General features: G+C 67.0%; 14 protein-coding genes and 1 pseudogene. 14 read left to right on the top strand and 1 reads right to left on the bottom strand.

What is annotated here, in order from left to right:
- Window positions 1-61: 61 nt before the first annotated feature.
- From V7Q53_RS15260 to cysE, 14 genes and pseudogenes are all read left to right on the top strand, one after another.
- Window positions 62-1270, top strand: a complete 1209-nt coding sequence (locus V7Q53_RS15260; RefSeq protein ID WP_333829499.1) for a phage major capsid protein — start codon at window positions 62-64, stop codon at window positions 1268-1270.
- A gap of 151 nt (window positions 1271-1421) precedes the next feature.
- Window positions 1422-2015 (top strand): head-tail connector protein, encoded by a 594-nt coding sequence (locus V7Q53_RS15255; protein ID WP_333829497.1) that lies wholly within the window; start codon window positions 1422-1424, stop codon window positions 2013-2015.
- Window positions 2012-2350 (top strand): head-tail adaptor protein, encoded by a 339-nt coding sequence (locus tag V7Q53_RS15250; RefSeq protein WP_333829496.1) that lies wholly within the window; start codon window positions 2012-2014, stop codon window positions 2348-2350. Before V7Q53_RS15255 ends, V7Q53_RS15250 begins: the two co-directional genes overlap by 4 nt.
- The gene (locus V7Q53_RS15245) at window positions 2347-2760 is read left to right on the top strand and encodes a DUF3168 domain-containing protein (protein WP_333829495.1); all 414 of its coding nucleotides are present in this window, start codon (window positions 2347-2349) and stop codon (window positions 2758-2760) included. The genes V7Q53_RS15250 and V7Q53_RS15245 overlap by 4 nt, the downstream gene beginning before the upstream one ends.
- A gap of 32 nt (window positions 2761-2792) precedes the next feature.
- Window positions 2793-3203: pseudogene (locus V7Q53_RS15240) on the top strand (phage major tail protein, TP901-1 family); the annotation flags it as partial.
- Window positions 3204-3322: 119 nt separating this feature from the next.
- The gene (locus V7Q53_RS15235; RefSeq protein WP_333829537.1) at window positions 3323-3646 is read left to right on the top strand and encodes a gene transfer agent family protein; all 324 of its coding nucleotides are present in this window, start codon (window positions 3323-3325) and stop codon (window positions 3644-3646) included.
- Window positions 3643-3966 (top strand): rcc01693 family protein, encoded by a 324-nt coding sequence (locus tag V7Q53_RS15230; RefSeq protein WP_333829494.1) that lies wholly within the window; start codon window positions 3643-3645, stop codon window positions 3964-3966. The genes V7Q53_RS15235 and V7Q53_RS15230 overlap by 4 nt, the downstream gene beginning before the upstream one ends.
- Complete coding sequence (locus tag V7Q53_RS15225; protein ID WP_333829493.1) at window positions 3875-4528, top strand: phage tail tape measure protein; 654 nt, start codon at window positions 3875-3877, stop codon at window positions 4526-4528. Before V7Q53_RS15230 ends, V7Q53_RS15225 begins: the two co-directional genes overlap by 92 nt.
- A gap of 4 nt (window positions 4529-4532) precedes the next feature.
- Entirely contained in the window at window positions 4533-5165 is a 633-nt protein-coding gene (locus V7Q53_RS15220) for a DUF2460 domain-containing protein (RefSeq protein WP_333829492.1), read from the top strand.
- Window positions 5162-6019, top strand: coding sequence for a DUF2163 domain-containing protein (locus V7Q53_RS15215; protein ID WP_333829491.1), 858 nt, complete (start codon window positions 5162-5164; stop codon window positions 6017-6019). The genes V7Q53_RS15220 and V7Q53_RS15215 overlap by 4 nt, the downstream gene beginning before the upstream one ends.
- Window positions 6020-6039: 20 nt before the next feature.
- Window positions 6040-6447, top strand: a complete 408-nt coding sequence (locus tag V7Q53_RS15210; protein ID WP_333829535.1) for a peptidase — start codon at window positions 6040-6042, stop codon at window positions 6445-6447.
- A 16-nt stretch (window positions 6448-6463) separates the two neighbouring features.
- Window positions 6464-10432, top strand: coding sequence for a baseplate multidomain protein megatron (locus V7Q53_RS15205; RefSeq protein WP_333829490.1), 3969 nt, complete (start codon window positions 6464-6466; stop codon window positions 10430-10432).
- A 13-nt stretch (window positions 10433-10445) separates the two neighbouring features.
- A complete protein-coding gene (locus tag V7Q53_RS15200) occupies window positions 10446-10742 on the top strand; it encodes a DUF7742 family protein (protein WP_333829488.1) in 297 nt (98 codons plus the stop codon).
- Window positions 10743-10806: 64 nt separating this feature from the next.
- Window positions 10807-11610, top strand: a complete 804-nt coding sequence (gene cysE, locus V7Q53_RS15195) for a serine O-acetyltransferase (protein WP_333829487.1) — start codon at window positions 10807-10809, stop codon at window positions 11608-11610.
- 90 nt (window positions 11611-11700) lie between these two features.
- Here the strand turns inward: cysE and V7Q53_RS15190 are convergent.
- A partial coding sequence (locus tag V7Q53_RS15190) for a 2-oxo acid dehydrogenase subunit E2 (RefSeq protein WP_333829485.1) occupies window positions 11701-12645 on the bottom strand: 945 nt, incomplete at its 5' end.

The following is a 12645-nucleotide window of genomic DNA, read 5'->3' as shown; positions in this document are numbered from 1 at the left end:
GGGAGGCGGCTCGCCCTTTTGGGGGGCCGTGCGACGGGTGCAACCATGTGAGGATGGAGCGATGACAAAGGAGCTTCCCGGCTGCGGCCAGGAGTTGGGGGTGGTGCAGGAGCCGGTTGGCGAGGCGCGACACCTGAAGGCAGCGATTGATGGTTTTGTGAGTGAGATCAAGAACTTTCGTGCCGACGTTACGAGAAATCTGAAGCAACAGGATGAGCGACTGACCATGCTGGACCGCAAATTTTCGACCAAGACCACCCGCCCTGCGCTGTCAACCGGCGAGGCCGTCGACGGGCTGCATCTGAAGGCCTTTGATGCCTATCTGCGCTCAGGCGACGATGATGCGCTGCGCGGCCTGGTGCTGGAGGGCAAGGGCCTGAACACGGCTGTCAATTCGGAAGGTGGCTATCTGGTCGATCCGCAGACCAGCGAGCGCATTCAGGGCGTGCTGCATTCCTCGGCCTCGATCCGGGCGATTGCCAGTGTTGTGCAGGTGGAGGCGGGCAGCTTTGATGTGCTGGTGGATCATGGCGAGATCGGCACCGGCTGGGCGGATGAGACCACCGATACGACCGGCACCGCCGCGCCGGTGATCGACCGTATCTCGATCAGGCTGCATGAGCTGTCGGCCATGCCGAAGGCAAGCCAGCGCCTGCTGGAGGACAGCGCTTTTGATGTGGAGGGCTGGCTGGCCGACCGCATCGCGCAGAAATTCGCCCGTGCCGAGGCCGCGGCCTTTATCAGCGGTGATGGCGATGACAAGCCGCGTGGCTTTCTGGACCATGACATCGAGCCGGATGCGGACGCCGAATGGGGCGAGCTGGGCTATATCGCCACCGGCGGCGCGGGTGATTTCGCAACCACCCATCCGGCGGATTCGATCGTGGATCTTGTCTATGCGCTGGAAGCCGGCTACCGCGCCAATGCGGTTTTCGTGATGAATTCGAAAACCGCCGGTGCGGTGCGCAAGATGAAGGACAATGACGGCCGCTTCCTGTGGTCGGACGGTCTGGCGGCGGGGGAGCCTGCGCGGCTGATGGGCTATCCGGTGCTGATTGCCGAGGACATGCCCGATATCGCGGCAGACGCCCATGCCATCGCCTTTGGCGACTTCCGCGCGGGCTATACCATTGCCGAACGCCCTGATCTGCGTGTGCTGCGCGACCCGTTCAGCGCCAAACCGCATGTGCTGTTCTACGCCACCAAGCGGGTGGGCGGCGATGTCACCGATTTCAAGGCGATCAAGCTTCTGAAGTTCGCAATGAGCTGAGGAATCGGGCCGGGGCCGGGTTGGCCCCGGCCTGAGGGTGGCGCAGGCGCGTGGGGCTTTGCCCTGCCCTGTATCGTCCGGCTGCTCCCTGCTCCTTGCGAGCGATGTGGGGGCGCCTGCGCCGGTTTGCGGCGGTTGAGGAGGATTGTGAATGGATGTGACCGAAACCAGCGGGGTGCCGGAAAGCGCGCTGCCGATCGCGGGCTTTCGCGCCCATCTGCGGCTGGGAACCGGCTTTGCCGATGAGGTCAGCAGCGATGGCGCGTTGGCGGGTTATCTGCGCGCCGCCATCGCGGTGATCGAAGGGCGGACTGGCAAGGTGTTGCTTTCGCGCAGTTTCCGCATGGTGTTGGCCCAGTGGCGTTGGCCCGATACGCAGGCGTTGCCGGTGGCGCCGGTCAGCGCGGTTGAGGCGCTGGCGATCCGCAAAGGCACGGGTGACGTGAGCGTGGTGGCGCCGGGGCGCTGGCGGCTGGTGGTGGACCGTCACCGCCCGCGCATTGCGGCGACCGGCGCGGTTCTGCCCACTATTCCGCAGGGCGGGCAGGCAGAGGTCGATTTCACCGCAGGCTTCGGCGCAAGCTGGGATGCGGTGCCCGATGATCTGGCGCAGGCCGTTTTCCTGCTGGCCGCGCATTATTACGAAGGCCGGACCGGGGCGGGGGCTGAGCTGCCGGTATCGGTGGCGGCGCTGATCAGCCGCTGGTCGGCGCTTCGGGTCACTGCCGGGGGCTACCGGGTATGAGCGGCTATCGGTTGAACCGGCCGATGGTGCTGGAAGAGGCGGTTGTGCTGCCCGATGGTGCCGGGGGCCATACGCTGGACTGGCAGGCGCTGGGCACGCTTTGGGCTGAGCTGCGCCCTGGTGCCGGGCGGGAGCGGCGTGGCGAGATTGGGCCGGAGGGCAGCATGTTGTTCCGCGTCTTTCTGCGCGCCGCGCCGCAGGGTAGCCCGCAGCGCCCGCGCCCCGATCAGCGCTTGCGGCAAGGCGCGCGGATATTCCGCATTCTGACGGTCAGCGAGGCCGATGCGGCAGGGGCTTTTCTGATCTGTCATGCGCGTGAGGAGGTTCCGGCATGAGCTATATGAGCGCGGCTGCCCTGCAGGCGGCGGTTTACCAGCATCTGGTGTCTGACGCTCCGCTGCTGGCGCTGGTGGATGGCGGCATCCATGACGCGCCCGCACCGGGCACCCCTTCGGGCAATTATGTGGTGCTGGGCGCGGAAGAGGTGATTGACCGCTCGGACGTATCGGGGCCGGGGGCGGAGCATCGGTTTACCGTTTCTGTGCTCAGTGATGCCCCCGGCTTCCAGCATGCCAAGGAGATTGCCGGGCGGATCGGCCTTATTCTGCCCGGCGCTGATCTGGCGCTGTCCGAGGGGCGGCTGGTGGACCTGTGGTTTCATCAGGCGCAGGCGCGCCGTGTCGAGGGGGGCGCGGTGCGCCGGATCGACCTGCGGTTTCGCGCGCGTATCGAGGGCCAGGCCTGAGGGCCGGAATTTCAAGCAACAGGAGTGGCAGCATGGCTGTTCAGAGCGGCAAGGATCTTTTGATCAAGATGGACATGACCGGCAATGGTCAGTTCGAAACCATCGCGGGACTGCGGGCCACGCGGATCAGTTTCAACGCCGAGACGGTGGATGTGACGAGCCTGAACAGTCAGGGCGGCTGGCGAGAGTTGCTGGCCGGGGCGGGGGTGAAATCGGCGGCGATTTCGGGCTCGGGCGTGTTCCGGGATGCGGCGACGGATGAGCGGGCACGGGCGGTGTTCTTCAACGGCGAGGTGCCGCAGTTTCAGGTGATCATCCCGCATTTCGGCACGGTCGAGGGGCCGTTCCAGATTACCTCGGTCGAATATGCGGGCTCGCACAACGGTGAGGCGACGTATGAGCTGTCGCTGGCCTCGGCCGGGGCGCTGGTGTTCGTGGCGATGGCGGTGCCGGGCGAGGAGCCTGAGGATTATGAGGGTGATGGCGGGGATCAGCCGGGGGAGCCTGACCCTGACACCGAACTGACCGATCCCGAACTGACCGACCCCGAGGAAGGCGAATGATGGCCAACCCCTATGCGGGCGAGGTTGCGCTGGTGATCGACGGGGAACGGCGCAGGCTGAAGTTGACCCTGGGCGCGCTGGCGGAGCTGGAAACGGCGCTGGGCGCAGACAGCCTTGTGGCGCTGGTGGAGCGGTTCGAGGCCGGGCGCTTTTCCACCCGCGATGTGCTGGCGTTGATACTGGCCGGGCTGCGGGGAGGCGGCTGGCAGGGCGGGGCCGAGGCGCTGCTGACCGCCGAGATCGGCGGCGGGCCGGTGGCGGCGGCGCAGGCGGCGGCACAGCTGTTGGCGCGGGCATTCGCCTTGCCGGAGGGCGGTGCATGAGCCGCGCGCCGGGGTCAGAGGCGCGGGGGCTGGACTGGCCGGGCCTGATGCGCGCCGGGCTGCACGGCCTGCGGCTGACGCCTGCGCAGTTCTGGGCGCTGACGCCGGTGGAGCTGATGATCATGCTGGGGCGCGAGAATACCGCCCCGGCCTTTACCCGGGCGCGGCTGGAAAGCCTGCTTGCGCGGTTTCCGGACCGCCCGGGAAAACAGGGACAGGGGATGAGCGATGGCAAATCTGGACGATCTGAGCGCGCAGCTGGCACAGCTGGAGGCGCGGCTGGGCATGACGACCGACATGATCTCGGCCTTCGACTCTGAGCTCGGTGCGATGGGGCGCAATCTGGTCTTCACCAGTCGCGAGGTTGACGGGCTGTCGCGGTCCTTGGGCAGCGGGCTGCGCCGCGCCTTTGACGGCGTGGTGTTTGACGGGCTGCGCCTGTCGGATGCGATGCGCCAGATCGGCAAGTCGATCAGTGACGCGGTTTATGCGACCGCCATGCGCCCGGTGCAGGGCGCGGCGGGCGGGGCGCTGGCTTCGATGATCGGCGGGGCGATGTCCGGGCTGTTGCCGTTTGCGCAGGGGGGCAGCTTTGCGCAGGGAAGGCTGATGCCCTTCGCGCAGGGCGGCGTGGTGTCCGGCCCGGTGGCCTTTCCCATGCGCGGCGGCACCGGGTTGATGGGCGAGGCCGGGCCAGAGGCGATCATGCCGCTGGCGCGGGGTGCCGATGGGCGGCTGGGCGTGCGCACGGCGGGCGGCGGGCGGGCGGTGAACGTGGTTTTCAACATCACCACGCCGGACGTGGCCGGGTTCCAGCGCAGCCAGAGCCAGATTGCTGCGCAGATGAGCCGCCTTCTGGCGCAGGGACAGAGGAACGGGTGAGCAGATGGCCTTTCACGATGTAAGATTTCCCGCCAATCTGAGCTTCGGCTCGCTTGGCGGGCCGGAGCGGCGCACCGAGATTGTGACGCTGGCCAATGGCCATGAAGAACGCAACACGCCGTGGTCACAGTCGCGCAGGCGTTATGATGCCGGGCTGGGGCTGCGCTCGCTGGACGATGTCGAGGCGCTGATCGCGTTTTTCGAGGCGCGGCAGGGCATGCTGCACGGGTTTCGCTGGAAGGACTGGGCCGATTACAAATCCTGCCCGGCATCGCGCGCGGTTTCGGCGCTGGATCAGTCGCTGGGCTATGGCGATGGTGCGGGGAGGGTGTTTGCGCTGGCCAAGACCTATCGCTCGGGCGAGCAGGGCACACGGCGGATGATCGGCAAGCCGGTGGCCGGGTCGGTGCGCGTGGCCGTGGGCGGAACGGAACAGCCTGAGGGGCTGGCCTGGGAGGTTGATCTGGCGAGCGGGCTGATCACGCTGAAGGATGCGCCTGCGGTCGCGGCTGAGGTCACCGCCGGGTTCGAATTCGATGTGCCGGTGCGGTTTGATACCGACCTCATTCAGGTCTCGGTCGCCAGTTTTCAGGCAGGCGACGTGCCCAAGGTTCCGGTGATCGAGGTGCGTGAATGAGCGATCTGACAACCACCCGCGCCCGGGCCTGGGCGCTGGAACGCGCTGACGGTGTGGTGCTGGGCTTTACCGATCATGACCGCGATCTGGCCTTTGAGGGCATTGATTTCCGCGCCCGCACCGGGATGACCGCGCGCGCGCTGGTTCAGGCCACGGGCCTGTCGGTGGACAATACCGAGGCTGCGGGCGCGCTGAGTGATGCAGGGCTGACCGAGGCTGACATTCTGGCCGGGCGCTATGACGGCGCGCGGCTGACGATCTGGGAGGTGGACTGGGCTGCGCCCGCCGACCGCCGGATGCTGTTTCGCGGTTCTCTGGGCGAGATCACGCGGGCGGGCGGCGCGTTCAAGGCTGAATTGCGCGGGCTGTCTGAAGCGCTTTCGCATGGCGGCGGGCGGGTCTTTGGGGCGGTCTGTCCGGCGGTGCTGGGGGATGGCGCTTGCGGGTTCAACCTGTCGTTGCCGGGGTTTTCGGTTGAGGCCGCTCTGCTGGCTGTGGAGGAGGGTGGCGCGGTTCTGGATCTTCCCCTGCTGGAGGATTTTGAGCTGGGCTGGTTCGCGCAGGGCCGGGTGGTGGTTCTGGACGGTCCCGCCGAGGGGATGGTTGGTTTTATCCGGCGGGAAGAGCGGGCCGGGGGCCTGCGGCGGCTGATCCTGTGGGCGGCGCCCGGGATTGCCCCGCGCCCCGGCGACCGGCTGCGGCTGGAAGCGGGGTGCGACAAGCGGTTCGAAACCTGCCGGTTGAAATTTGCCAATCAGGCGAATTTCCGTGGTTTTCCGCATGTGCCGGGCGATGACTGGCTGCTGGCCGTTCCCAAGGGCGATGGCCGGGATGATGGCGGGAGCCGCCAGTGAGTGGCGAAGCGTTGGTTGCGATGGCGCGTGGCTGGATCGGCACACCGTATCGGCATCAGGCAGCGCGTAAGGGCGCGGGGTGCGATTGTCTGGGGCTGATCCGGGGGCTGTGGTGCGAGTGGCATGGTAGCGCACCCGAGGTGCCGCCGCCCTATGGGCCGGACTGGTCCGAGATCGAGCGCGAGGAACTGCTGTGGCAGGCTTTGGCGCGGCATATGCGCGAAGTATCAGACGCGCCACTGACCGAGGGGCAGGTGCTGCTGTTTCGCATGCGCGAGCGGCGGGTGGCGAAGCATCTGGGGATTCTGTCGCGTGCGCCGGAAAACGGGGCCGCGTTCATTCACGCCTATGAGCGCCATGGCGTGGTTGAAAGCCCGCTGGGCGCGCCCTGGGCGCGCCGCGTTGTGGCGCGTTTCGAGATGATCTGAATAAAGGAGCCGGGACATGGCGACGCTGGTTTTATCTGCGGTGGGTGCGGCGGTGGGCGCGAATGTCGGCGGAGCCGTGCTGGGTCTGTCGGGCATGGTGATCGGCCGCGCGGTAGGGGCCACGCTGGGCCGGGTGATTGACCAGCGGGTGTTGGGGCTGGGCTCGGGCGCGGTGGATCACGGGCGGATCGAGCGGCTGCGGGTGACCGGCGCGGGCGAGGGCGTGGCGCTGCCCCGTGTCTGGGGGCGGATGCGGGTGGCGGGGCATGTGATCTGGGCCTCGAACTTTGAGGAGGTTCCGGGGCGCTCGCGCCGCACCAAGGGCGGGCTGGGGCCGCGCGTGACCGAGGAGACGCGCTATACGATCAGCGTGGCGATTGCGCTGTGCGAAGGCGAGATCACGGGCTTGGGGAGGATCTGGGCTTACGGCGAGGAGATCAGCCGAGAGGATCTGAACCTGCGGCTTTACCGGGGCACCGATGATCAGGCGGTTGACCCGAAGATTGAGGCGGTTGAGGGCGTGGGCCGCGCGCCTGCGTATCGTGGCACGGCCTATGTGGTGATCGAGGATCTGGACCTTGGGCCTTATGGCAACCGCTTGCCCAGCCTTGCCTTTGAGGTGTTGCGCGCGGCTCAGGCCCCCGATGCGCTGACTTTGCAGGATGCGGTGCGCGCTGTGGCATGGATGCCGGGGTCGGGCGAATATGCTTTGGCGACGGAGCCTGTGCTGTTGCAGGATGCCCCCGCACTGGGCGATGAGAGCTGGGCCGCGCCGATGAATGGCCTGCCCGCTTTCGATGCTGCCGGGGAGGCGCGGCAGGCCAATGTCAATTCGCCTTCCGGGCTGACCGATTTCGAGACTGCGCTGAACATGCTGGGTGAGGAACTGCCGCGCGTGCAGTCGGGGTTGCTGATTGTCTCTTGGTTTGGCGATGATCTGCGCTGCGGCGACTGCGCGGTCCGGCCCAAGGTGGAATACTCGGGCCGTGAGGGCACCAATCAGCCCTGGCGGGTCAGCGGGCTGGCGCGGGCAGGCGCGCAGGAACTGGCGCGACTGGGCGATGACCCGGTTTATGGCGGCACGCCCTCGGACACCTCGGTGATGCAGGCGATTTTGGCGATGCAGGCGGCGGGGCAGAAGGTGGTCTATTACCCCTTCATCCTGATGGAACAGCTTGCGGATAACGGGTTGCCCGACCCCTGGACCGGAGCGGATGACCAGCCGCCCTTGCCCTGGCGCGGCCGTATCACGCTGTCGGTGGCACCGGGGCGGGAGGGCTCGCCGGACCGCAGTGCGGCGGCTGAGGCCGAGGTGGCGGCGTTTTTCGGCGCCGTGGGGCCGGGGGATTTCACCATTGGCGAGGGCACGGTTGACTATTCCGGCCCGGATGAATGGAGCTATCGCCGCTTCATCCTGCATCAGGCAGCGCTATGCGTGGCAGTGGGGGGCGTTGACGCGTTCTGTATCGGCTCGGAAATGGTGGCGCTGACCCAGATCCGGGGCGAGGGTGACAGCTTTCCGGCGGTGGAGCAGATGATCGCGCTGTTGCATGATGTGCGCGCGATGCTGGGCCCTGATGTGAAGCTGACCTATGCCGCCGACTGGAGTGAGTATTTCGGTTATCAGGACGGTGCCGGGAACCGCTATTTCCATCTGGACGCGCTCTGGGCCGACGAGGATGTCGATTTCATCGGTATCGACAATTACATGCCGCTCTCAGATTGGCGCGATGGCGAGGATCATCTGGATAGTGCTGAGGGTGGCTGGCGGTCGATCCATGATCTGGCCTATCTCAAGGCCAATGTCGCGGGTGGTGAGGGGTATGACTGGTTCTATACCAGCGATCATGCGCGCAACGTGCAGGACCGCACGCCGATCACCGATGACCTGATCGGCGAGGACTGGATCTGGCGCTACAAGGATCTGCGCGCCTGGTGGGAGAACCCGCATTTCGAGCGCCGTGATGGTGAGCGGGCGCTGGAGGCCACCGATTGGGAGCCGCGCTCAAAACCTGTCTGGTTCACTGAGTTGGGCTGTGCGGCAATCGACAAGGGCACCAACCAGCCCAACAAGTTCCTTGATCCGAAATCATCGGAATCGGCGATACCGTATTTCTCGAACGGCTATCGGGATGATCTGATCCAGATGCAATATCTGCGTGCGATGGCCGCGTACTGGACCGAGCCCGCGAACAACCCGGTCTCGCCGGTTTACGGCGGGCCGATGCTGGACTGGGACCGCGCGCATGTCTGGGCCTGGGATGCGCGGCCATTCCCGTGGTTTCCGGGTAACCGGGACTTGTGGAACGATGGTGAGAACTGGGCGCGGGGTCACTGGATCACCGGGCGGGCGATGCATCAGCCGCTGGGCGCGGTGGTGGCCGAGATCTGTGTGCGGGCAGGGCTTGGTGACTATGATGTGAGCGGGCTTTACGGGTTGGTGCGCGGCTATTCTGTTGCCTCGACAGAGACGGGGCGGGCGGCGCTGCAGCCCCTGATGCTGGCGCATGGGTTCGAGGCGCTGGAGCGTGACGGGCGACTGATATTCCGCATGCGCGACGGGCTGGCGGCGGGGCAACTGATGCCGGGCGAACTGGTGGCGCGCGATGGCGGGGATCTGGAGACCGTACGCGCGGCGCAGCCTGAAGTGGTGGGGCGGGTGCGGCTGAATTACATCGAGGCTGAGGGCGACTTTGAGATCCGCGCGGCTGAGGTGGTGTTTCCCGAGGAGCGCACGGGCGAGGTGTCGCAAAGCGAGCTGCCCTTGCTGCTGACCGGGGGTGAGGCGCGCAGCACGATCAAACGCTGGATGGCCGAAGCACGGATCGCGCGGGATGTGGCGCGGTTCAGCCTGCCGCCGTCATCGCCCTACGGTGTCGGCGACGTGGTCACACTGGAGCATGAGGGCGCGCAAAGGCACTACCGGATCGACCGGATGGAGCTGACCGGCGCGCGCGAGGTCGAGGCCGTGCGCATTGAACCCGGCGTGTATCGGGGCGGCGACACGGCGGATGACACGCTGGCGCTGCGTCGTCATGAGGCGCTGGTGCCGGTTACGCCGCTCTTCATGGACCTGCCGCTGATGCGCGGTGACGAGGTGCCGAATGCGCCGCATCTGGCGATTTCCGCCCGGCCCTGGCCCGGTGCGGTGGCGGTCTATGATGCGTCCTTTGAGGGCGGCGATTTTGCGCTGAACACCACGATTGCGGCGCGCGCCGCCATTGGCCGGGCCGTCACGCCCCTGCACCGCACGCGCCCCGCGCTGTGGTCACGCGATGGCGGGCTGGAGGTGGCGATGCCCTACTGGGTGACGCTGGCATCAGTCAGCGAAGCGGCGGTGCTGAACGGCGCGAATGTGATGGCGATCGGCACCGGCACGGAGTGGGAGCTGTTCCAGTTCACTGAAGCCGAGCTGATTGCGCCGGGTCGCTGGCGGTTGTCGCGGCTGTTGCGTGGCCAGTTCGGCAGCGATGCGCTGATGCCGCAGACCTGGGCACCGGGCGCGGCGGTGGTGCGTGTGGATGCGGCGCTGTCGCAGATCGACCTGCCGCTGGCCCTGCGCGGGCTGGCACGGCGCTACCGGATCGGACCGGCAGTGCGCCCGCTGGACGACCTGCTTTACACCGCGCGGGTGGAGGCCTTTCTGGGGGTGGGCCTGCGGCCCTATGCGCCGGTGTTCCTGACGGCTGAACGGGAGGGGGCGGGCGGTGATCTGTCTATACGCTGGGTGCGGCGCACGCGGATCGGTGGCGATGACTGGTCGGCGCTGGATGTGCCGCTGGGCGAAGAGACCGAGCGCTACCTGCTGCGTATCAGCGCGGGCGGGACTGTCCTGCGCGAGGAAGTGCTGAATGCGCCGGAATGGGTGTACTCCGCGGCGGCACAACTGGGTGACGGGGTGGGGGCCGGGTTCACGGTGTCGGTGGCGCAGGTTTCGGCTGTCTTTGGTGCCGGGCTGTTCGCACAACGCATCGTGGATGGATGAGCGGAGGGCGGTGATGACCGAGGTCGGGCTGGGCGATGTCTCTGCCGCCGCGCGCGCCCTGATGGCAGTGCCCGAGGCGCAGCGCGCGGCGCTGATGCACCGGCTGCTGGATGAGGCCGGGCAGGCGGCGCGCTTTCAGAGGTGCCACGGGCGGGTGCATCCCCGGCTGGGCAACGGCACGTTGATGGAACGCGCGCTGGCTCATCCGCTGGCGGAAGTGCCAGGGCCGGGCGACCCCGCGTATCTGGCGGCGCTTGCGCAGGTGATCGAGGCGGTGCTGGACTGGCGTTGCGGCAAGCAAGCGGGTTGATTTTGCGGGCTGGAAATGCGCGGGATTTCGATTATCTTGCCCCGCAAAGCAAGGGAGGCGCGCCATGCCCGAACGCAAGCCGAAATTCGCCACGCTGGACCCGGTCTGGGCGCGGATCCGCGATGAGGCCCGACAGGCCGTCAAGGACGAGCCGTTGCTGGGCGGTGTTATCCACAACAGCCTCTTGCACCATCCGACGATGGAACGCGCGCTGGCGTTTCGCTTCGCGGTCAAGCTCGCGTCAGCAGAGATCAGCGAGCAGATCCTGCGCGAGATTGCCGACGAGGCCTATACACGGGATTCGTGGCTGGGTGAAGCGGCGCGCGCCGATCTGGTTGCCGTGCATGAGCGCGACCCGGCCTGCCATCGGTTTCTGCAGCCGGTGCTGTATTTCAAGGGCTATCAGGCGGTGCAGGCGTATCGCGTGGGACACTGGCTTTGGACCACCGGAAGGGTTGACATGGCGTCGTTCATCCAGATGCGGGTGTCGGAGGCGTTTGGTGTGGACATCCACCCGGCGGCGCGGATCGGCAAGGGCATCATGATTGACCACGCGCATTCCATTGTCATCGGAGAAACGGCGGTGGTGGGCGACAACGTCTCGATGCTGCATTCGGTGACGCTGGGCGGCACCGGCAAGGAGGATGGCGACCGTCACCCGAAGATCGGCGACGGGGTACTGATCGGGGCGGGGGCGAAGGTGCTGGGGAATATCCGCATCGGCCGCTGCACACGAATCGCGGCGGGGTCGGTGGTTCTGTCCGATGTGCCGGCGTGCAAGACGGTGGCCGGTGTGCCGGCGCGGATCGTGGGGGAGGCGGGCTGCGACCAGCCGGCGCTGTCGATGGATCAGTTGCTCGGCGGCTGAAGAGCGGAGAAGGGGGGCGCTGCCCCCCCCCTCGCCGGTGCCAGGCTCACCCCCCGGCGTATTTCCGGCAAGATGAAGGAGGCGTGCCGTTTATGCCAGCATCGCCAGCGGGTTTTCCAGATTTTCGATGATCGCGGCCAGGAATTCGGCCCCCAGTGCGCCGTCGATCACGCGGTGATCGACCGAGAGGGTCATGGACATGACCGTGGCGACCGTCAGCGCGCCATCGGCACCCACCACCGGCTGTTTCGCCCCGGCGCCCACGGCCAGGATGGAGCCGTGCGGCGGGTTGATCACGGCGTCAAAATTCTCGATCCCGAACATGCCGAGGTTGGAAATGGCGAATGAGCCGCCGGTATATTCATGCGGCGCAAGCTTGCGGTTGCGGGCGCGGGTGGCGAGGTCTTTCATCTCGGCGGAGAGGGCCGAGAGGGTTTTCAGGTGGGCGTCCTTGATCACCGGGGTGAAAAGCCCGCCCCCCTCGAGGGCGACAGCCACTGCGACATCGGAGGGTTTCAGCCGCAGGATGCGGTCACCAGCCCAGACGGCATTGGCATCGGGCACCTTCTGCAGTGCCAGCGCGCAAGCCTTGATGATGAAGTCATTGACCGAAAGCTTGACGCCGCGCGCCTCCAGCTGGGTGTTGAGCTGGGCGCGGAATTTCATCAGCGCGTCAAGCTGGACCGAGCGGCGCAGGTAGAAATGCGGGATGGTCTGCTTGGCCTCGGTGAGGCGGGCGGCGACGGTCTTGCGCATGCCGTCGAGTTTGACCTCTTCGGTTTCGCGGCCCTCGAACATCCTGATGACCGCCTCGGCTGATGCGCCGCTGGTCGGGGCGGGTCTGGAAGCGGGCGCGGCGGCGGTGGTTGCGGAGGCGTCGGCTGCTTCAGACGGTTTGCCTGCGGATTCGACATCGGCCTTGACGATCCGGCCATGGGGGCCGGACCCCTTGATGCTCGTCAGGTCGAGCCCCTTTTCCGCCGCGATCCGGCGGGCGAGGGGGGAGGCGAAGAGGCGCTGGCCATCGGCTTTGGG

The organism is Pararhodobacter sp., assembly GCF_036802785.1.
Lineage (GTDB): Bacteria > Pseudomonadota > Alphaproteobacteria > Rhodobacterales > Rhodobacteraceae > Pararhodobacter.
Note: the sequence above shows the minus strand (reverse complement) of the source record. Positions and strands in the feature narration are given on the sequence as shown.

Excerpts from the sequence above, each read along its gene's own strand:
- V7Q53_RS15255 (WP_333829497.1), top strand. The coding sequence starts at position 1,422 with ATGGATGTGACCGAAACCAGCGGGGTGCCGGAAAGCGCGCTGCCGATC.
- V7Q53_RS15260 (WP_333829499.1), top strand. The coding sequence starts at position 62 with ATGACAAAGGAGCTTCCCGGCTGCGGCCAGGAGTTGGGGGTGGTGCAG.
- V7Q53_RS15250 (WP_333829496.1), top strand. The coding sequence starts at position 2,012 with ATGAGCGGCTATCGGTTGAACCGGCCGATGGTGCTGGAAGAGGCGGTT.
- V7Q53_RS15220 (WP_333829492.1), top strand. The coding sequence starts at position 4,533 with ATGGCCTTTCACGATGTAAGATTTCCCGCCAATCTGAGCTTCGGCTCG.
- cysE (WP_333829487.1), top strand. The coding sequence starts at position 10,807 with ATGCCCGAACGCAAGCCGAAATTCGCCACGCTGGACCCGGTCTGGGCG.
- V7Q53_RS15230 (WP_333829494.1), top strand. The coding sequence starts at position 3,643 with ATGAGCCGCGCGCCGGGGTCAGAGGCGCGGGGGCTGGACTGGCCGGGC.
- V7Q53_RS15200 (WP_333829488.1), top strand. The coding sequence starts at position 10,446 with ATGACCGAGGTCGGGCTGGGCGATGTCTCTGCCGCCGCGCGCGCCCTG.
- V7Q53_RS15210 (WP_333829535.1), top strand. The coding sequence starts at position 6,040 with ATGGCGCGTGGCTGGATCGGCACACCGTATCGGCATCAGGCAGCGCGT.
- V7Q53_RS15215 (WP_333829491.1), top strand. The coding sequence starts at position 5,162 with ATGAGCGATCTGACAACCACCCGCGCCCGGGCCTGGGCGCTGGAACGC.
- V7Q53_RS15235 (WP_333829537.1), top strand. The coding sequence starts at position 3,323 with ATGGCCAACCCCTATGCGGGCGAGGTTGCGCTGGTGATCGACGGGGAA.
- V7Q53_RS15225 (WP_333829493.1), top strand. The coding sequence starts at position 3,875 with ATGGCAAATCTGGACGATCTGAGCGCGCAGCTGGCACAGCTGGAGGCG.
- V7Q53_RS15205 (WP_333829490.1), top strand. The coding sequence starts at position 6,464 with ATGGCGACGCTGGTTTTATCTGCGGTGGGTGCGGCGGTGGGCGCGAAT.
- V7Q53_RS15245 (WP_333829495.1), top strand. The coding sequence starts at position 2,347 with ATGAGCTATATGAGCGCGGCTGCCCTGCAGGCGGCGGTTTACCAGCAT.